Genomic DNA, 17950 nt, shown 5'->3' on the forward strand with positions numbered 1-17950 from the left:
TGCGCCTCGCAGTGGGGGACGAGGTCGCGGAGGCCGCGAACTACCGTCGAACGCGCACGCCGAGCGAATCCTACTGACCGCGTTTCCCCTGAACAGGGCTCGGTCCCCATGGATTCGCCCGGAAACCGCTGACGGGGGACCACGCACCGCTCATGAACGCACGAACGACGACGCTGACCGCCGCGATCGCGATCGCCGCACTCGCCGCCACCGGGGCCGCGGTCCCGGCGGTCGCCGTGACGCCGACGCCCGCCCCGGCGACGAGCGCGGCGCCCGCGCCGACCGCGACGCCCATCCGCACCGCGTCCCCGGTCGCGAGCCCGACCGCGACGCCGACGCCCGTCCTGACGCCGACGGCGGCGCCCTCCGTCGCGCCCACGACGCCCGCGCCGACGCCCACCCGGATCACCCCGACGCCGACGCCGACCGTCCCGCTGCCGGTCGTGGCGACGATCAACAAGCACGTCGGCCACACCGCGCTCTCGCGCACGGCCACGATCACGGGAACGCAGTTCACGAACCTCGCCGGCGTGCAGGTCGCCGGCACGCCCGCGCCGAACCTGAAGGTCCTGTCGCCCACCCGTGCGACCTTCACCCTGCCGAACGCGATCGACTACCAGCCGAAGACCGCCCGGATCACGGTCACCGCCTGGTCGGACCGCACGCCGCGGGCGACGCCGTTCACCTTCCAGTACAAGGCGGACAGCCGGCTCGACAAGCAGATGGCGTACGCGTTCAAGAACTGGAACGCCTACTCGAACCGCAGCTTCGGGTACCTCAGCGGGAACGACTGCGCGAACTTCGCCAGCCAGACCCTGCTGGCCCGCGGCTGGAAGCGGACCGCGCAGTGGTTCAACTACGGGCCGGGGAACTGGAGCGGCGCCTGGGTGTCGTCCACGGCGCTGAGCTCGTACCTGTCGTCACGCCCCGACCTGGCGACGCACTTGAACTACCGCCAGCGCGACCAGGTCGCGGTGGGCGACATCGTGCAGTTCCGCTGGCCGGGCCACTCGAAGAAGTACTCGGCGTGGGAGCACACGGCGGTCGTCTCGAAGGTCGTCGTGCTGCCGGACGGGACCCACGACGTCTACTACGTCGCCCACACGCTCAACCGCCAGTACGGCGGCGGGACGACGAGCCTCGCGGCCTGGTACGCGAAGCAGAAGATCAAGGGCTCCACCCTGCGGATCCAGTTCTTCCACCTGCTGAAGTAGGCCTGAGGAGCCCTCGGCGTCCCGGTCGCGGTCATGCGGCCGTCCCCCGTGAGGGGCATACTGGCGCGCCGTGACCCCGCTCCTCTCCCTCGTCTTCGGCGTCGTCGCCGCCGCCGTGACCGCGCTCGTCCTGATCGCGCTCCTGGCGCTGGCGGCGCTGCTGCTGCTGGCCGCGGTGCTCGCCCTCGACGTGGTGCTCGACCGCAACGGCGTGGACCGTCGAGCCGGCCTCCGGCGCCTTCGGAGCCGCCTGACGGCGCCGGGACCCCGGCCGCGGCCCGCCGCGCAGGCGGCGAAGGCCGAGCGGACCGGGGCCGCCGCGCGGACGGAGGAGCAGGGCGCCTCGACCGCGCCGGCGACCGAGGGCCGGACGGCGGCGCCGCGCGTGCCGTTCTCCGCCCGCCGACCCGGACGGCCCGCGCCGGCCGCCGGCGCCTCCAGCGCTCCCGCCACCGCGACCGCCCCCGAGGCCGTGTCGACCGAGCCGACCGAACCGACCGCGCGGACCGAGCCGGCCGAGCCGGCCGCTCCGGCGTCGGCTCCCGCTCCCGCGGTCGCCGTCACGAGCGCCGCGGACGCGCCCGCTCGCGAGACCGGCCCGCAGGACGCGCCGACGGAGGTGCTCCCCGTCGGGACGCCGCCCGCGCCCGCCGCCGCCCCCGCACCGAAGGCGAAGCCCGCTCGGGCGCCCCGGGCCACGCCGCGCCGGACGCCGTCGCCGCGCCCCGCGCCCGCTCCGGCCCCCGCGGCGGAGCCGGCCGCCGACCCGGCTGCAGGCGGGAGCGGCGCCGACCGCGACTCCGCGATCGACCGCCTCTTCGCGCCGCTGCTCGAGTCCGACCGCACCGAGCCGCTGCCGCGCGCGGGCGGCCGCCGCGGCGACGACGACCGCTGAGCACTCCCCCGGACGCGGAACGGGCCCCGGTCGATCGACCGGGGCCCGTCCTGCGTGCGCGGAGCGTCAGCTCGCGGCGCCGCCGCTGGTGTTCACGCCGCCGTTGACGCCGTTCGGGTAGAAGCCGCCCTTCGTGACCTTCTTCGGGTTCAGGTACACGATGTTCAGCACGTGGTCCGGCGTGCGGCCGTAGGCGATGCCGTGACGGTCCGTCGGCACGAGGTTCGACGGGTTCTTCGGCTTCCAGCCCGAGTCGCTGCCGTACTTGATGCCCTGGTCGTCGTCGCCCTTGCCGTCGAGCGAGTCGCGCGCGTCGGAGAGCTTCTGCACGATCCCGTAGACGGCGTGGTTCTTCTCCGCCTCGGCCGACAGCACGGTGCGGATCGCACCGGCGTGGTACGCCTCGACGGCGAGGATGCCGGCCGCGGCGTCCAGGTACGTCTTGTTCGTGATGAGGCCCGCGGCGCCCTTGTACGCCGTGACGCCCACGTCCTCGAAGAGGAAGGCGGCGAGCAGGAAGTTCGTGTCGTTCGCGAACGCGTCGAACTTCTGGCCCTTCTTGATCACGCCGGCCGCGACGGCGGCGGCCGTGAAGGCGGCGTCGAGCGAGATCTTCGGCCGCGCGACGGCGGACTTGCCGAGGGCGCCGCGGAGGAAGCGGACGTGCTCGCGCTCGTCGCGCGCGATCTCGCGGGCGTACTTCGCGATCGCCTTCGACTTGAAGGGGACCTCGTGGCCGCCGGAGACGGTGCCGTACTTGCCGGTGCCGTGCACGTCCTTGCTGCCGAGGCCCTCGCCCGTGACGGCGCGGAGGTAGAACTCCGCCTCGAGGTACTCGAGGTTGAGCGCGAAGTTGAGGACGGCGGCGTCCGTCGCCGCGTCCGAGGCCGCGTCGGCCGGGGCGGCGTTCGCCGCGGCACCGCCGACGACGGTCGCCGCTGCGGCGCCGACGCCCGCGACCCCGAGCATCGTGAAGAGCTTGCGACGGTCGACGTCCGTCGCGGCACTGCGCTGGACGGCCTCGCTGATGAACTGCTTCTCGTACAAATCCGGCTCCTGCCGAGTCGTGTCCGGCGGCGCCAACCGCGCCGCGGTCGCCGCGGGAGCGGCGTGCTCGGAAGGTAGGGGCGGCACGGCGCGCGGCACGGCGCGGCGCGCTCGACTGCACGCACAGTCGGCGCGAACGGGCCTGTGCTGCACGCAAGCGGTCCCCCCGTTCATGTCCCGTGCACGCGCCGCCGGGCGCGGTGCACGGAACCTCGTGCCGGAGGTCCCGGAGGGCGGGTCAGCCGAGGGTGCCGTACGAGGCGGTGACGATCGCGAAGATCTGCGTCAGCAGCACGACCCCGCCGAGGAGCACGAGCAGGACGCCGCCGACGAGGAAGCTGCGGCGCGCGACGAGCGCGTTCCGGGACGCGCCCGTCTGCCAGACGATGATGCCCACGCCCACGCCGGCGGTGATCAGGGCGAGCAGCGCGTACAGCGCCGCGGTCGGGTACGTCGTGAGCTCCACGCGTCGGTGATCCTTTCCTCCCGTGGGCTCCGGTCAGCGGAGCCGCGTCGAACGGGCCTCGTGAAGAAGGGTCTCATCCTCCGGCGGGAGATCGTCCCGGTTCGCGGCGATCTCGTCGTGCACCGCGTCCACCTCCGCCCGCGCCTCCTGCCGCTCGCGGAGCGAGCGGTCGGGGTCGAGCACGATCGCGGCGTGCTCGCGCAGCTTCAGCAGCCGGCCGTTGCGGCGGCCGGCCGGGGTGAGCAGCGAGGCGACGACGGTGACGAGCAGGATGCCGACGATCACCCCGAGGGAGAGCGGCGTGCCGATCTCCGGGACCGGGAAGGGGCGGCCGCCGTTCAGGAACGGCAGGTCGTTCTCGTGCAGGGCGTGCAGCAGCAGCTTCACGCCGATGAAGCCGAGGATCGCGGCGAGGCCGTAGCTCAGGTAGATGAGGCGGTCGAGCAGGCCGTCGATGAGGAAGAACAGCTGCCGCAGGCCGAGGAGGGAGAAGGCCGTCGCGGTGAAGACGATGTAGACGTTCTCCGTCAGGCCGTAGATCGCGGGCACGCTGTCGAACGCGAAGAGGATGTCCGTGCCGGCGATCGACACCATCACCAGCATCATCGGCGTGAACATCCGGCGGCCGTCGACGCGCGTCGTGATCCGGTCGCCGTCGTAGTCGTCGGTGGTGTTCAGGAACCGGCGCGCCAGCCGCACCATCACGTTGTCGCCGACCGAGTCGTGGTCCTTCGACCGCAGCAGGTTGACCGCGGTGAGGATGAGGATCGCGCCGAAGAGGTAGAAGATCCACGCGAAGGCGTCGATGAGGGTCGCGCCGAGGAAGATCAGCCCGGTCCGGGCGACCAGCGAGAAGACGATGCCGAACAGCAGGACCTTCTGCTGGTACTCCCGGGGCACGCTGAACCCCGCCATGATCACGACGAAGACGAAGAGGTTGTCGACCGACAGGGCCTTCTCCGTCAGGTAGCCGGCGAAGTACTCGCCGCCCGTCTCCGGCCCGGCGAGCACGAGGACCCCGACGCCGAAGAGGACCGCGAGGCCCACGTAGACCCCCGACCACACGGCGGCCTCGCGGAGGCTCGGCGCGTGGGCCTTCCGCACGTGGGCGAAGAAGTCGAACAGCAGCAGCCCGACGATGAAGAGGACGGTCAGCACCCAGACCAGGGCCGGCGCGTTCATGGGGTCCTTCCTGTGGATCCGTTCGGTCCCGTCATGGAACCGGACGCGGACCGCGTTCAGGTCGGATGCAGGCTGCTCGTCAGCCGTTCGGCGGCACGCCTTCAGCGCACGCTTACCTCGCGCATAAGCGCACGGGGCGATCAGCGGTGTGCGCGCAGGGTCTCGCTGGGCCGCTCGCCGAAGCGGTCCCGGTAGAGCCGCGCGAACCGTCCGCTGTTGCCGAAGCCCCAGCGCTCCGCGACGGTCCGCACGCTCGACTCCTCGGCGCCCGCGGTGAGCTCGCGGCGCGCGGCGTCCAGCCGGATCGCGTGCAGGTGCTCGATCGGGCTGACGCCGAGGTGGCGGCGGAACAGCGACTGGAGCGAGCGGACGGACACGCGGGCCGCGGCCGCGACGTCCGGCACGGTGACGGCATCGAGCGCGTGCTCCTCCAGGTAGGCGATGGCGCGGCGCAGGGCCTTCGGCGAGGCCTCGAGCCCCGCCTCGGGCTCCGGCCCGTCGGCGAAGCAGGCCAGCAGCGTGCGCACCGTCAGGTCGAAGAGCTCGCCGGCGACGATCGGGTTGCCGGACGACTCCGGGTCGCGGAGCGTGCGCTGCACGTGCGCCGCCGTCCACGTCCACGCGGCGGCCGCGGCCGGCGAGGCCGGCGTGCCACGGGTCGAGCGGCGCCGCCCGCCCTCGCGGTCGTACCGCTCGGCCGCGCGCCGGAAGGCTTCGGCGTCGATGGCCGTCGCGCGCAGGTGCACGTCCTCGGCCATCGCGCGGGCGTGCCCGTCGGGGCGGAGGAACGGCCCGCCGGTCTCGATCCGGGCGCGGGCGGCCTCGACCGCGAGCCGGCCGCCGAGCACCTCCGCGACCGCGACGACGCCCTCGTCGAAGGCGCCGGCCGCCCGGGCCGCACCGGTCAGCACGAGCTCGGTGCTGCGCAGCCTGGCGTCGCCGACGGCGCTGTGCCGGAAGAGGAACGGGCCGTCGCCGCGGACCTCCACGGCGATGCGCGGGTAGGCGCGGTGGAGCGCCAGCGCCGCCTCGGCCCGGTCGTGCGTGGAGACGGCCGACCGGCCGAGCCCGGTGCCGGGTCCGGCGGCGGGCGCGGAGCCCCGGGCCGTCATGTCGTCGCGCAGCATCTTCCCTCCGATGTGGAGGGGTTCGGAGCCGCGGCTCCGCCGGTTGGGCGGGGCTCAGCGCGCGAGCGCGCGATGCACGGGGCCCTCGCGCCCGGTCAGCGGTCCGCCGTCCGTGCCCGCCCGCGCGGCGAGCAGCTCGGCCACCACCGCGACCGCGACCTCCTGGGGCGTGCGGGCCCCGAGGTCGAGCCCGATCGGCATGCGCAGCCGCTCGATCGCCTCGCGCGGGACGCCGAGCAGGCGCAGCTGCTCGCGCCGTCGCGCGGTCGTGGTCCGCGACCCGAGGGCGCCGACGTGGCCGGCGGGGGACTCGAGGGCGACGGCGAGCGCGAGCGGGTCGAGGTCCTCGTCGTGGCCGAGCACGCAGACCGCGTCGCGGGCCGTCGGCGCCGCGTCCGCCAGGACCTCGTGGAGCCGCCCGACGAGCACGCGGTCGGCGGCCGGGAACCGCGCGGGGTCCGCGAACGTCGCCCGCGGGTCGCACACGGTGACGCGGTAGCCGATCGCCGCGGCCGCGGCCGCGACGGCGACGGCGGTCTCCGTCGCGCCGCCGACGAACAGCCGGGGGGCGGGCGCGGCGACGTCGACGAAGAGCCGGAGCGCCGCCCCCGAGCAGGCGACCTCGACCGGGCCGGAGCGCCCGGCGTCCCGGCGCCCCTCGATCGCGCCGCGCAGCTGCGAGGCGGACAGACCCGGGACCTCGGCGACGAGCGCCTCGACCGTCCGGGCGGTGACGAGCCGGCCGACGACGGGCGCCGGCCCGGTCGTCACGAGCGCGACGGCGGCAGGATGTCCGTCGCGCGCCGCCCGCAGCTCGTCGGCGACGCCGGGACCGTCGGCGAGGTGGACCAGCACGTCGAGCTCGCCCCCGCAGGCGAGCCCGGCACGGCCCGCGGCGTCGTCCCCGAAGCCGAAGCGCCGCGCGCCGGCGGTGCCGCCCGCGAGCAGCGCGCGGCAGTCGCGGAGTGCGGCGTCCTCGACGCAGCCGCCGGACACCGCGCCGACGACCGGGCCCTCCTCGGTCACGGCCATCGAGGTGCCGGCCAGGTGCGGCGCGCTGCCGACCACGTCGACGGCCGTGGCCACGGCGACCGGGCGCCCGGCCGCGAGCAGCGGCAGCAGGCGGTCGGCGAGCTCGAGCACGCTCGATCATCGCCCGCGCGGCGTTTCGTCCGCATGACGGCTCCGGGAACAGCGGCAGTCGGCGGGTCGAGAAGGAATGCCACACGCGTTCGAATTCCACCCGCGGAATTCTCGAATTCCTCTTCGCACCCCGGAATGGGGGCACGAGATCACGAGGACAGACAGATCTGTCTGTCCTCTCGCGTGCTACCGTCATGCCACCGCGGTACCCGCCGCGGATAGCGATACCCAGCGATACCCGACCCACCCCGAACCGCATTCCGAGTTCCCGGACCGCCGACCCGAAGGCGGACCGGATCCCCGTCTCGGAAGGCGGACTCCCCCGTCCTGATGCGGAACGGCGCGCCTCCCCCCGGCGCGCAGCAGCTCAGGGCGGAGAGAACGGAAGACGCCGCGTGCGACCGATCCCCCAATCGGCCGCCGCGGCGTCTCCGTAGCGAATCAGGCCTCGATTCCCGCCCCCCAGCGGGAAGTGGCCCGATGTCGACGATCGTAATCGGGCGCACCCCGCGGCGCATCCGGAAATGATTCCCCAGTGCGGGGCACACCCGTCTCGCCGAATCCGCACTTCTGCTCCGAATCCCCCGCGGATATCGTCGGTGCCCCGAGCTCCACCCCCCGAAGCGGACGGACGCATGGCATCGACGACGACGCAGCACCCGGCGGACGGCCACGACCTCATCCGGGTGCGCGGCGCCCGCGAGCACAACCTGCGGGGCGTCGACGTCGTGCTGCCGAAGCGCCGGCTGACGGTGTTCACCGGCGTCTCCGGCTCCGGCAAGAGCTCCCTCGTGTTCGGCACCATCGCCGCCGAGTCGCAGCGCCTGATCAACGAGACCTACAGCGCGTTCGTCCAGACCTTCATGCCGTCGCTCGCCCGGCCGGAGGTCGACCTGCTCGACGGGCTGACCACCGCGATCATCGTCGACCAGCAGCGGATGGGCGCCGACGTCCGCTCGACGGTCGGCACGGCGACCGACGCGGACGCGATGCTGCGCATCCTCTTCAGCCGGCTCGGCAGCCCGCGCATCGGCTCGCCCCAGGCGTTCTCCTTCAACGTGCCCTCGGCGCGCGGCTCCGGCGTGCTCACGACGTCGGACGGCGCGACCACGAGCCGGACCTTCGAGGTGACCGGCGGCATGTGCCCGCGGTGCGAGGGTCGCGGCACGGTGTCGGACATCGACCTCGCGCAGCTGTTCGACGAGACGCGCTCGCTCGCGGAGGGCGCGATCACGATCCCCGGCTACACGGCGGACGGCTGGCAGGTGCGGGTCTTCGCGGAGTCCGGCTTCCTCGACGCGGCGAAGCCGATCCGCGACTACACCGACGCCGAGCGCCAGGACTTCCTGTACCGCGAGGCGACGAAGGTGCGGATCGGGAACATGAACCTCACCTACGAGGGCCTCGTGCCGAAGGTGCAGAAGTCGTTCCTCTCGAAGGACCGGGAGGGCCTGCAGCCGCACGTCCGCGCCTTCGTCGACCGCGTCGCGACCTTCACGCCCTGCCCGGACTGCGGCGGCACCCGCCGCTCCGCCGCCGCGCGCTCCTCCAGGATCGACGGGACGAGCATCGCGGACGCCTGCGCGATGCAGGTGAGCGACCTCGCGGGGTGGGTCCGCGGCCTCGACGCACCGGCCGTCGCCCCGCTGCTCGCCTCGCTGCAGCAGCTGCTCGACTCCTTCGAGGAGATCGGGCTCGGGTACCTCTCGCTGGACCGGGCCTCCGGCACGCTCTCGGGCGGCGAGGCGCAGCGCGTCAAGATGATCCGCCACCTCGGCTCGTCCCTCACCGACGTCACCTACGTCTTCGACGAGCCGACGACCGGGCTGCACCCGCACGACGTCCGCCGGATGAACGACCTGCTGCTGCGCCTCCGCGACAAGGGCAACACCGTGCTCGTCGTCGAGCACAAGCCGGAGACGATCGCCGTCGCCGACCACGTCGTCGACCTCGGCCCCGGCGCGGGCTCGGCCGGCGGGACCGTCTGCTACGAGGGCTCCGTCGAGGGCCTCCGCGCGAGCGGGACCGTCACCGGGCGGCACCTCGACGACCGGGCGGCGCTCAAGGCCGCGGTGCGGACGCCGACCGGAGCGCTCGCCGTGCGGGGCGCGTCCGCGCACAACCTGCGCGACGTGGACGTCGACGTGCCGCTCGGCGTGCTCGTCGTCGTCACCGGCGTGGCCGGCTCCGGCAAGAGCTCCCTGATCGGCGGCTCCGTGTCGTCACTGCCCGACGTCGTGACGGTCGACCAGTCCCCGATCCGGGGCTCGCGACGCAGCAACCCCGCCACCTACACGGGCCTGCTCGATCCCGTGCGGCAGGCGTTCGCGAGGGCGAACGGCGTGAAGCCCGCGCTGTTCAGCGCGAACTCCGCGGGCGCGTGCCCGAGCTGCAACGGCGCCGGCGTCGTCTACACCGACCTCGGGATCATGGCGGGCGTCGCGACGCCGTGCGAGGTGTGCGGCGGGCGCCGGTTCGACGCCTCCGTGCTCGAGTACCGGCTCGGCGGCCGGGACATCAGCGAGGTGCTCGCCATGCCGGTGGCCGAGGCGGAGGCGTTCTTCCGCGAGACCGCGAGGGTGCCGGCCGCGCAGGCGGTGCTCGCGCGGCTCGTCGACGTCGGCCTCGGGTACCTCACCATCGGTCAGCCCCTCACCACGCTCTCGGGCGGCGAGCGCCAGCGGCTCAAGCTCGCGACGCACCTCGGCGAGCGCGGTCGCGTGCTCGTGCTGGACGAGCCGACGACGGGCCTGCACCTCGCGGACGTCGCGCAGCTGCTCGCGCTGCTCGACCGGCTGGTCGACCGCGGCGACTCGGTCGTCGTCGTCGAGCACCACCAGGCGGTGATGGCCCACGCGGACTGGATCATCGACCTCGGCCCGGGTGCGGGGCACGACGGCGGCCGGGTGGTCTTCGAGGGGACGCCGGCCGATCTGGTCGCCGCCCGCTCGACGCTGACCGGGCAGCACCTCGCGGAGTACGTCGGCGCCTGAGCACCGCTCGGAGCCTGCCCGGCCGGCTCTCAGGCGTGACGGGCGTGGTGGGCGTGCACGACGGCGTGGCCGAGGCCGCGCGAGATCATCCAGCGGTTGACCGGCAGCGCGACCACGAAGGCGATCGCGAGCGACAGCGCGAGCGACGCCCAGAACAGCAGGTCGGCGAGCGTCGCGTCCATGGCGCCCGGGATCGCGGCGACCACCGTGTTGTCGACCACCTCCATGACCGCGATCGACACGGTGTCCGCGGCGAGCGCGATGCGGAGCGCCTGCGCGAGCGGCACGCCCGCGACCACGACGCCGCGGGTCGTCAGGCCGTAGCCGAAGACGAACGCGAGCACGACCGACAGGACGATCACGGCCGGGTTCGGCAGGCCGAGCGCCGTGCCGATCACCATCCCGAGCACCTCCCCGATCGCGCAGCCCGTGAGGCAGTGCAGGGTCGCCTGGGCCGCCGCGCGCCAGGTGGTGCCGACGGGCCCGGCGCCCCGGGCCCCCGCGGCGTGCTCGAGGTGCCCTGCGTGGTCGACGTGCTGCTGGTGCCCTGCGTGGTCCATGGCTCCGTTATACCCCCCAGGGGTACCTGTGCACACCCCCCCTGGGGTACCCGGGTCACGCCTCCTGCTCACCTCGATCGGATGAAGTGGTCCGACGGCGCCTGCGGCCGCCCCGGCACGGGCTCCTCCGTCTCGGTCCAGCCGTCCGGCCCGAACGCCGCGTCGGCGACGCGCCGCCAGAACGCGCCGGCAACGGGGTTCGCGTGCTGGAAGGCGATCTCCCACGGGCCCGGGTGGCGGCCCAGCACCGCGAGCGCGACGGCGGCGCCGAGGCCGGTGCGCCGCAGCGGAGGCGCGATCCAGAACCCGGTGATCGTGCGGCGCTCCCCCTCCAGCCCGTCCACGAGCGCGAACCCGACGGGCGCCTGCTCTCCCGTGTTCGGGTGCGGCCGCCAGACGAGGTGCCCGACCGCGTCCGCGGAGGGGAACCGCTCGAGCGGCCTGGCCCCGTAGCGGCCGTCCGCGTACGGCAGCCCCTCGACCACAGGGGACAGGTCCTGCCGGAAGGCCTGCCACAGCCACGCCACCACGGTCCACTCGTCCGGGCCGACGGGCCGCAGCACCGCGCCGGCCGGCAGAAGGATCCGGTCGTCCTCGTCCATCGGCGGACTACGGTACGGGCGTGGTCGACGTCGAACGCAACTGGGCCCGGAACCTCGTCTACAGCGCGCCGGTCGCCCACCCCGGCTCCGTCGAGGAGCTGCAGGAGACGGTCGCCGCCGCGACCCGCGTGCACGCGCTCGGCACCCGGCACTCGTTCACGCCCTGCGCCGACACGGACGGCCTCCTCGTCGCCCTCGACCGCGTCGCGCCCGACCTCGTGGTGGACGCTGCGGCCTGGACGGCGACCGTCGGCTCCGCGATCCGGCTCGGCGACCTCGGCCGGCTGCTCGACGAGCAGGGCTGGGCGATCGCGAACCTGCCCTCCCTGCCGCACATCTCCCTCGGCGGCGCGGTCGCGACGGCGACCCACGGCTCCGGCGACGGGCTCGGCATGCTCGCGACGCTCGTCCGCGGGCTCGAGGTCGTGGGGCCCGGCGGCGCGGCGCGGCGGTACGAGGGAGGGGAGCTCGCCGGCGCGGTGCTGTCCTACGGCGCGCTCGGCGTCGTGACCCGGATCACCGTCGCCGTCGAGCCCGCGTTCGCGGTGCGGCAGGACGCGTTCGACGCGATGCCGTGGGCCGAGGCGGAGGCGCACCTCGACGAGGTCTTCGCCGCGGCCTACTCCGTGAGCCTCTTCACGAAGTACACCGGCGACGTGCGCGGCGCGCTCGTGAAGTCCCGCACCCGCGACGGCTGGGACGGCCCCTTCTTCGGCGCCGCCCCGAGCCCGCGCGACCCGGCCGACATCGGCGCGGCGACGAAGAACACCGAGGTCGGCACCTGGGGGCCGTCGTGGGACCGCCTCCCCCACTTCCGCCTCGCCGCGGTGCCGAGCGTCGGGGAGGAGCTGCAGAGCGAGTACTTCGTGCCCCGCGAGGCGGCGCGCGAGGCGCTGCGGTCGCTCCGCGGGATCGGCGCCGACATCGACCCCGCGCTGCACGTGACGGAGCTGCGCACCGTCGCGGCGGACGACCTGTGGCTCTCCGCCGCGGCGGGCGCGGACGTGCTGTCGATCGGGTTCACCTGGAAGGACGAGCCCGACCTGGTGCTCCCCCTGCTGCCCCGCATCGAGGAGCGCCTGCTGCCGCTCGGCGCCCGGCCGCACTGGGCGAAGCTCTTCGCCGTCCGCGGGGAGCGGCTGCGGACGCTGTACCCGCACTGGGACGACTTCCTCGCGCTGCGCCACGCGGCGGACCCGGAGCGGGTCTTCACCAACGCCTTCCTCGCCGAGGTCCTCGGCCCCTGAGGTCCCGGGACCGCGCAGCGACCGGCGGCTAGGGTCGAGCGGGGCCGGACGAGCCGCCCCGGAAGAGGTCGACGATGCCGTTCCCGCTGCCCGAACCCGAGCTCATCCCGATCGACTCGGTGCCGGCGCTGCGCTGGGGCGTGATCGGCACGGGCATCGCGGACCGGTTCGTCGGCGCGATCCACGCCCACACCGCGCAGCGCGCCGTGGCGGTCACCGCGCGCGACGCGGAGAAGACGGCCCGGTTCGCGCAGCAGCACGGGATCGCGGCGGTGCTGCCGTCCGTCGAGGCGCTCGTGTCCTCGCCCGACGTCGACGTCGTCTACGTCTCGACCCCGCACCCGCTGCACCGCGAGCAGGCGCTCGCCGCGATCGCGGCCGGCAAGCACGTGCTCGTCGAGAAGCCGATCGCGATGTCGGCCGAGGAGGCGGAGGAGATCCTCGCCGCCGGGCGCGAGGCGGGCGTGCTCGTGATGGAGGCGATGTGGACGCGCTACCTGCCGCAGTCCTCGATCCTCCGGCAGGTGGTCGCCGACGGCGTGCTCGGCGACCTGCGGACCGTCATCGCGGACTTCGGCTTCGTCGCGCCGGACGACCGGTCGCACCGCCTCTGGGCCCCCGAGCTGGGCGGCGGCGCCCTGCTCGACGCGGGCGTCTACCCGATCTCGTTCGCCTCGTCGGTGATCGGCCCGCTCGCCCTGACGTCCGCGGTCGGCACGACGGAGAACGGCGTCGACAGCAGCGCGACCCTCCTCGCCACCGGTCGCGACGACACCGCCGCCCTGCTGACCACCTCGCTCGTCGCCGCGCTGCCCGTGCAGGCGCAGGTCGTCGGCTCGGCCGGCCGGGCGCGCCTGCTGAGCCCCTTCTTCGGGCCGAGCGGGATCGTCGTCACGCGCGGCGGCTTCGACTCCGACGACACCGCCGAGTGGCGGGACGAGGCCTTCGACGTGCTGCACGACGGCCTCGGGTACCAGGCGACCGCCTTCGCCTCCTACGTCGCGGAGGGGCGCCTCGAGTCGCCGCTCCACCCGCACGCGGAGGTCGTGCAGGTGATGCGGGTCATCGACGGCGCCCGCGCCGCGGTGCTCGCGGGCTGAGCCCGGCCGGTCAGCCGGCCCAGCGGTACGGCACCGCGCCGGCGACGCCGGGCTCGAGCGCGAAGACCGAGCCCGCCTCGGCCTCGACCTCGCCCTCGGGCAGGCCGTCGCGCGACGTCGTGATGTAGAGGGTCGACCGGTCCGGGCCGCCGAACGTGCACGCCGTCACGTTGCGGCACGGCAGGTCGACCACCTCGGTCAGCCCGCCGTCCTGGTCGTACCGCCGCACGGCGGACCCGCCCCAGAGGGCGATCCACAGGCCGCCCTCGGCGTCGATCGCCATGCCGTCGGGGTGCCCGGCGCCCTCCTCGATCGTCGCGACGGTCGCCCGCTCGCCGAGCGCGCCGGCCACGGGGTCGAACGCGAAGCGGGAGACGCGGTCGGTCGGGGTGTCGTTGTAGAACGCCGTCGTGCCGTCCGCCGACCACTGGAGACCGTTCGAGATCGTCACGCCGGTGAGCACCGTGTGCACCGACCGGTCCGGGTCGAGCCGGTAGAGCGTGCCGGCCCCGGGCGTCGTGTCGTACGCCATCGTGCCGACGTAGAGCCGCCCCTGCGGGTCGCAGCCGCCCTCGTTCATGCGGATCGCGGGATCGTCGAGGACGCGGACCTCCTCGTCCTGCGGCTCCAGGTCCTCACCGAGCATCCGGAACCCGCGCTCGACCGCGAGCACGAACCCGCCGGAGGCCCTTCGACGGACGACTGCGGCGATGCCGCCGTACTCGTGCCGGGTCGGCCGGAGGTCCTCGCCCAGCTCGACGACCGCGCCCTCCAGCATGTCGACGAGGAGCAGGCGCGCCCGCTCGTCGTCCCAGTACGGCCCCTCGCCGTGGAAGGCGACGGCGTCCGTCACCCGCTCGGCGCGGCTCACCTCGATCTCCTGCTCATGCGGGACATCCTCCGCGCTCCGACGTGCACGTCGGCCGAGTCGCCGCCGGTCCGCGCCCTCAGCGCCGGTCGGACGGTCCCGCCCCGCCTCCCGGACCACCGCCGGCGCGGTGCCCCCGTCCGTCCTGCTGTCCCCCACCCGTGCTCCGACGGCGCATCCGTGCTCCGCGGCGGTGCACCCCCTCGCCTTCCCAGCACCGCCGTGCAGCACGCAGGTGTGCGCAAGGGGGTGTGCACTGCGCGCAACAGGAGGCAGACTCGCTGCACATCCGGCTCCGACCTGGCGGCCCCGGACCACTCCAGGAGGTGCGCCGGTGGCGCAGCAGCACGGGTTCGGGTACGACGCCGCGGTGCGTGCCGTCGAGGCGAGCGACCCTCGCTGGACGGGCGGCCCGGATCCGCAGTTCGACCGCCGGGCGCTGCTGCGGTTCGCGCACGCGCTGGCCTTCGCGGTCGAGGAGACGCCCCGCTGGATCGAGACGGTCGCCTATCCGGGGCTCGCGGACACGGCCGAGCTCGAGGTCCGCGTGCTGACCGCGTCGGTGCTCGCGGTGGTGACGACGCCCTGGTCCGCGGGCGGCGACGACCCGGAGCCGACCGTGAAGCTGCGCCCGCTCCGGCTCCTGAACGCGATCGAGGTCGACGGCTTCGTCTACGACGGCGACGGCCTGCCCGCGGGCTGCACGATCACGCTGCTGTTCGAGGACGCGACGGGCGTGCGGCTGGGCGCCGCGGCGGGCGCCGATCGGACCGTGCTCGCGACGATGCTGCCGGCGCTGCGCGCTCTGCTCATCCGCTGAGCAGCGCTCACCCTGGACGGGGTCTGCGGAATCCGCACAGGGTCTGCGCGGAACGGACCGCCGGGCATACCCTCGGCCGAGGAGGGCGCGACATGGGCACCTTGACGTACGTCGGTGCGACCGTCGAGTTCGACGACCGCACCCTGACCCACCTGCAGGTCGTCATCATGCAGAAGTTCCGCCGCGGCGAGTCGTTCCCGATGTCCTGGGCGGACTCGCCGGCCATCGGTGACGGGCGGAGCGCGATGTGGCTCACGCCCACGACGCCGATCTTCTTCACGTTCGCCGGGTCGCGGGTGCCCGTGATCGACCAGGAGTGGATCGACCGCCTGTCCCGCTCCGCGGAGAGCCCCCGCGGGCTGATCGTGACCGACGTCGAAGGCGTGCTGGTCAAGGCGGTCGGCGCGAGCCGCCGGCCCGCTGCAGCGCACCGCGTCCTGAACTGACGCGGTGCGGCGGCGTGCCCGGGCGGCGCCGTCGTCGGCGCCGCCCGGGCACGTGCGGGTCAGGACGTGTGGATCAGGACTCCGAGGTGGAGGCGTTGACGGCGCCGTTGACGCCCTTCGGGAAGAACCCGCCCCTCGTCGCGGCCTTCGGGGTCAGGTAGACCACGTTCAGGACCTCGCCCGGGGTGCGGCTGTAGGCCACGCTGAAGCGGTTCGCCGGGACGATGTTCGCGTCCTTGCCGCCGTTCATCGTGATGTGCTGGTCGTCGTCGCGCTTGCCGTCGAGCGAGTCGCGCGCGTCGGAGATCGCGTTCGCCGCGCGCTGCGCCGGCTTGCCCATCTCGTAGAGCGACGAGCGGATCGTGGCGGCGTGGTACGCCTCCACCGCGAGGATGCCGGCGGCCGCCTCGAGGTAGGTCTTGTTCGTGATGAGCGGCGCGGCGCCCTTGTAGGCCGTGACGCCCACGTCCTCGAACACGAACGCGGCGAGCAGGAAGTTCGTCTCGTTCGCGTACGGGTCGAAGCCGCTGCCGAGGCCGGCGGCCTTCGCGGCGGCGCGGAAGGCGCCGTCGAGCGAGATCGCCGGGCGGGCGACCGCGGCGCTGCCGAGCGCGGAGCGGAGGAAGGCGACGTGGTTGTACTCGTCGCCCGCGATCTCCTTGGCGTAGGACGCGAGCCGCTTGCTCTTGAAGCGGACCTTGCGGCCGCCGGTCACGCCGCCGCGCTCGCCCTTGCCGCCGGTGAGCTTCTCCGGCAGCCCGGTGCCGTAGACGGCCCGGTGGTAGAACTCGGCCTCGAGGTACTCGAGGTTCAGCGCGAAGTTGAGGACCGCACCGTCGCTCACGCCGTTCGAGGCGGCCGACTCGGTCGCGGCACTGGCCGCACCCGCCGGGCCGGCGACCATGGCGGCTGCCGCACCCGCGCCGGCGAGGCCGGTGAGGGTCAGCAGGCGGCGGCGGTCGACCGCCGTCTCGCTCGAGCGCGCGATCGCGCCGGCGATGAATTCCTTGTCGAACATCGAAGTTCTCCATCCGGATGCATCGGGCGACCCGTCGTCGCCGACCACCACGGATCCGGAGCACTGCCGCCGAGCGGTTGCCGCTCGGCCCGGATCCGTGCCCCGCGGGCCGGGATCCGCACGCGGCGCCGTCAGGCGCGGTCGACGGCGGGCTGCTCGTAGCGGGCGCGGAGCTTCTGCTTCAGGTACTCGCGCGGCGGCGCGGTGGTGTCCATGCCGACGACGACCACGCCGCGGCTGTGGCGCGCGTCCAGGTCGGTGAGCGCCTCCGCGAGGCTGATGAAGGGGTAGAACCCCGACACCAGCACCCGCAGGTTCCACTCGGCGACGAGCTCGGCCACGTCCGCGAGGCGGGTGGCGATCCCGCGGTCGGGCCCCGCGGTCCAGAGCCCGATCTCGACCTCACGGCGCCGGTCGCTCGTGCGGATCCGCTCGGGAGCGATCCCGAGCCGCCGGGCGAGGGCGTCGTAGTCGCCGTAGTTGTCGAGCAGGGCCGTGACGTCGCGGCCCTCCGCGGCGCGACGGATCTCCTCCTCGAGGTCGTCGCCGTACGCGACGGGCCGCACGCCGATCGAGCGGAGGTAGTCGTGGTTCTCCCGACCCGCGATCCCGATCACGCGCGCGCCGGCGAGGCGGGCGAGCTGGCACTCGATGTGGCCGACGCCGCCTGCCGCGGCGGAGACGAGCACCACGTCGCCGTCGTGGAGCCGCAGCTCCTGCACCAGCGTGTACGCGGTGAGCCCGACGAGGTAGAGGGCGCCGGCGACCTCCCACGGCATCCGCGGCGGCCGGCGCACGACCGCGCCGGCGTCGACGACGAGGTGGGTGGCGTGCGCGCCGTGCGCGGGGTCGTGCCCGAGCACCTCTGCACCGACGGCGACGCCGCGCACGCCCGGGCCGACGGCCCGCACGATGCCCGCGAAGCTGACGCCCTGGCGCGAGGGCAGCGACAGCGGCAGCGCGTCGCGGAAGCGGCCCTCGCGGACGTAGGCGTCCATGTGGCTCACCCCGGAGGCGACGACCTGCACGAGGACCTCGCCGGGGCCGGGCTCCGGCCTCGGGACCGTCTCGATCGACAGACGGTCGACCGTGCCGTAGTCGTCGAAGGAGGCGACGAGAGCCGTCTTGGCGCGCATGATCGTGACGGTAGGGCTCGACTCCCGCGCCCTGCCGGAGGGCTCTGCCACCTCGAAGCGGACGGGGGCTTCCGGCCGCCCGCCGG

At 74.4% G+C, this 17950-nt stretch carries 17 protein-coding genes; 7 read left to right on the forward strand and 10 right to left on the reverse strand.

The features are described 5' to 3' along the window. Window positions 1–152: 152 nt before the first annotated feature. A complete protein-coding gene (locus D1781_RS00410) occupies window positions 153–1214 on the forward strand; it encodes an amidase domain-containing protein (protein WP_119480340.1) in 1062 nt (353 codons plus the stop codon). 70 nt (window positions 1215–1284) lie between these two features. Continuing rightward, window positions 1285–2109, forward strand: a complete 825-nt coding sequence (locus D1781_RS18010; protein WP_119480341.1) for a hypothetical protein — start codon at window positions 1285–1287, stop codon at window positions 2107–2109. A gap of 66 nt (window positions 2110–2175) precedes the next feature. On the opposite strand, the gene D1781_RS00420 is transcribed toward D1781_RS18010, so the two are convergent. From D1781_RS00420 to D1781_RS00440, 5 genes are all read right to left on the reverse strand, one after another. Beyond that, window positions 2176–3156 carry a ferritin-like domain-containing protein gene (locus D1781_RS00420; RefSeq protein ID WP_119480342.1) on the reverse strand — a complete coding sequence of 327 codons (981 nt, stop codon included), beginning with the start codon at window positions 3154–3156 and terminating at the stop codon, window positions 2176–2178. Between the two features lie 238 nt (window positions 3157–3394). Then, window positions 3395–3622 carry a hypothetical protein gene (locus D1781_RS00425; RefSeq protein ID WP_119480343.1) on the reverse strand — a complete coding sequence of 76 codons (228 nt, stop codon included), beginning with the start codon at window positions 3620–3622 and terminating at the stop codon, window positions 3395–3397. A gap of 33 nt (window positions 3623–3655) precedes the next feature. Next, on the reverse strand, window positions 3656–4804 hold the full coding sequence (locus tag D1781_RS00430) for a TerC family protein (protein ID WP_119480344.1): 1149 nt from the start codon (window positions 4802–4804) through the stop codon (window positions 3656–3658). 140 nt (window positions 4805–4944) lie between these two features. Continuing rightward, complete coding sequence (locus D1781_RS00435) at window positions 4945–5931, reverse strand: helix-turn-helix transcriptional regulator (protein ID WP_119480345.1); 987 nt, start codon at window positions 5929–5931, stop codon at window positions 4945–4947. Between the two features lie 54 nt (window positions 5932–5985). Further along, window positions 5986–7074, reverse strand: coding sequence for an XdhC family protein (locus D1781_RS00440; protein ID WP_199706316.1), 1089 nt, complete (start codon window positions 7072–7074; stop codon window positions 5986–5988). A 635-nt stretch (window positions 7075–7709) separates the two neighbouring features. Here D1781_RS00440 and D1781_RS00445 point away from each other — a divergent pair. After that, window positions 7710–10067, forward strand: coding sequence for an ATP-binding cassette domain-containing protein (locus tag D1781_RS00445; protein ID WP_119480346.1), 2358 nt, complete (start codon window positions 7710–7712; stop codon window positions 10065–10067). A 29-nt stretch (window positions 10068–10096) separates the two neighbouring features. On the opposite strand, the gene D1781_RS00450 is transcribed toward D1781_RS00445, so the two are convergent. Together D1781_RS00450 and D1781_RS00455 are read right to left on the reverse strand one after the other, a co-directional pair. Then, a complete protein-coding gene (locus tag D1781_RS00450; protein WP_119480347.1) occupies window positions 10097–10627 on the reverse strand; it encodes a DUF4396 domain-containing protein in 531 nt (176 codons plus the stop codon). A gap of 68 nt (window positions 10628–10695) precedes the next feature. Beyond that, the gene (locus tag D1781_RS00455; protein WP_119480348.1) at window positions 10696–11229 is read right to left on the reverse strand and encodes a GNAT family N-acetyltransferase; all 534 of its coding nucleotides are present in this window, start codon (window positions 11227–11229) and stop codon (window positions 10696–10698) included. Between the two features lie 20 nt (window positions 11230–11249). Here D1781_RS00455 and D1781_RS00460 point away from each other — a divergent pair, with 20 nt between their 5' ends. Together D1781_RS00460 and D1781_RS00465 are read left to right on the forward strand one after the other, a co-directional pair. Beyond that, entirely contained in the window at window positions 11250–12476 is a 1227-nt protein-coding gene (locus D1781_RS00460; RefSeq protein WP_119480349.1) for a D-arabinono-1,4-lactone oxidase, read from the forward strand. 74 nt (window positions 12477–12550) lie between these two features. Continuing rightward, entirely contained in the window at window positions 12551–13576 is a 1026-nt protein-coding gene (locus tag D1781_RS00465) for a Gfo/Idh/MocA family protein (protein WP_119480350.1), read from the forward strand. A 10-nt stretch (window positions 13577–13586) separates the two neighbouring features. Here D1781_RS00465 and D1781_RS00470 read toward each other — a convergent pair whose 3' ends face one another. Then, the gene (locus D1781_RS00470) at window positions 13587–14447 is read right to left on the reverse strand and encodes an SMP-30/gluconolactonase/LRE family protein (protein WP_119480351.1); all 861 of its coding nucleotides are present in this window, start codon (window positions 14445–14447) and stop codon (window positions 13587–13589) included. Window positions 14448–14778: 331 nt separating this feature from the next. Here D1781_RS00470 and D1781_RS00475 point away from each other — a divergent pair, with 331 nt between their 5' ends. Together D1781_RS00475 and D1781_RS00480 are read left to right on the forward strand one after the other, a co-directional pair. Continuing rightward, window positions 14779–15264, forward strand: a complete 486-nt coding sequence (locus D1781_RS00475; RefSeq protein WP_119480352.1) for a hypothetical protein — start codon at window positions 14779–14781, stop codon at window positions 15262–15264. Between the two features lie 92 nt (window positions 15265–15356). Continuing rightward, window positions 15357–15710: a DUF7882 family protein gene (locus tag D1781_RS00480; protein WP_199706318.1), complete on the forward strand. Its 354-nt coding sequence runs from the start codon at window positions 15357–15359 to the stop codon at window positions 15708–15710. Window positions 15711–15783: 73 nt separating this feature from the next. Here D1781_RS00480 and D1781_RS00485 read toward each other — a convergent pair whose 3' ends face one another. Together D1781_RS00485 and D1781_RS00490 are read right to left on the reverse strand one after the other, a co-directional pair. After that, window positions 15784–16728: a ferritin-like domain-containing protein gene (locus D1781_RS00485; protein ID WP_119480353.1), complete on the reverse strand. Its 945-nt coding sequence runs from the start codon at window positions 16726–16728 to the stop codon at window positions 15784–15786. 131 nt (window positions 16729–16859) lie between these two features. After that, a complete protein-coding gene (locus D1781_RS00490) occupies window positions 16860–17864 on the reverse strand; it encodes an NADP-dependent oxidoreductase (protein ID WP_119480354.1) in 1005 nt (334 codons plus the stop codon). Between the last annotated feature and the right edge of the window lie 86 nt (window positions 17865–17950).

It is taken from the genome of Amnibacterium setariae, from assembly GCF_003581425.1.
Lineage (GTDB): Bacteria > Actinomycetota > Actinomycetes > Actinomycetales > Microbacteriaceae > Amnibacterium > Amnibacterium setariae.

Bases quoted from the DNA above. Each gene is read 5' to 3' on its own strand.
- D1781_RS00410 (WP_119480340.1), top strand. From the start codon at position 153: ATGAACGCACGAACGACGACGCTGACCGCCGCGATCGCGATCGCCGCA.
- D1781_RS00430 (WP_119480344.1), bottom strand. From the start codon at position 4,804: ATGAACGCGCCGGCCCTGGTCTGGGTGCTGACCGTCCTCTTCATCGTC.
- D1781_RS00435 (WP_119480345.1), bottom strand. From the start codon at position 5,931: ATGCTGCGCGACGACATGACGGCCCGGGGCTCCGCGCCCGCCGCCGGA.
- D1781_RS00445 (WP_119480346.1), top strand. From the start codon at position 7,710: ATGGCATCGACGACGACGCAGCACCCGGCGGACGGCCACGACCTCATC.
- D1781_RS00450 (WP_119480347.1), bottom strand. From the start codon at position 10,627: ATGGACCACGCAGGGCACCAGCAGCACGTCGACCACGCAGGGCACCTC.
- D1781_RS00455 (WP_119480348.1), bottom strand. From the start codon at position 11,229: ATGGACGAGGACGACCGGATCCTTCTGCCGGCCGGCGCGGTGCTGCGG.
- D1781_RS00465 (WP_119480350.1), top strand. From the start codon at position 12,551: ATGCCGTTCCCGCTGCCCGAACCCGAGCTCATCCCGATCGACTCGGTG.
- D1781_RS00480 (WP_199706318.1), top strand. From the start codon at position 15,357: ATGGGCACCTTGACGTACGTCGGTGCGACCGTCGAGTTCGACGACCGC.
- D1781_RS00485 (WP_119480353.1), bottom strand. From the start codon at position 16,728: ATGTTCGACAAGGAATTCATCGCCGGCGCGATCGCGCGCTCGAGCGAG.
- D1781_RS00490 (WP_119480354.1), bottom strand. From the start codon at position 17,864: ATGCGCGCCAAGACGGCTCTCGTCGCCTCCTTCGACGACTACGGCACG.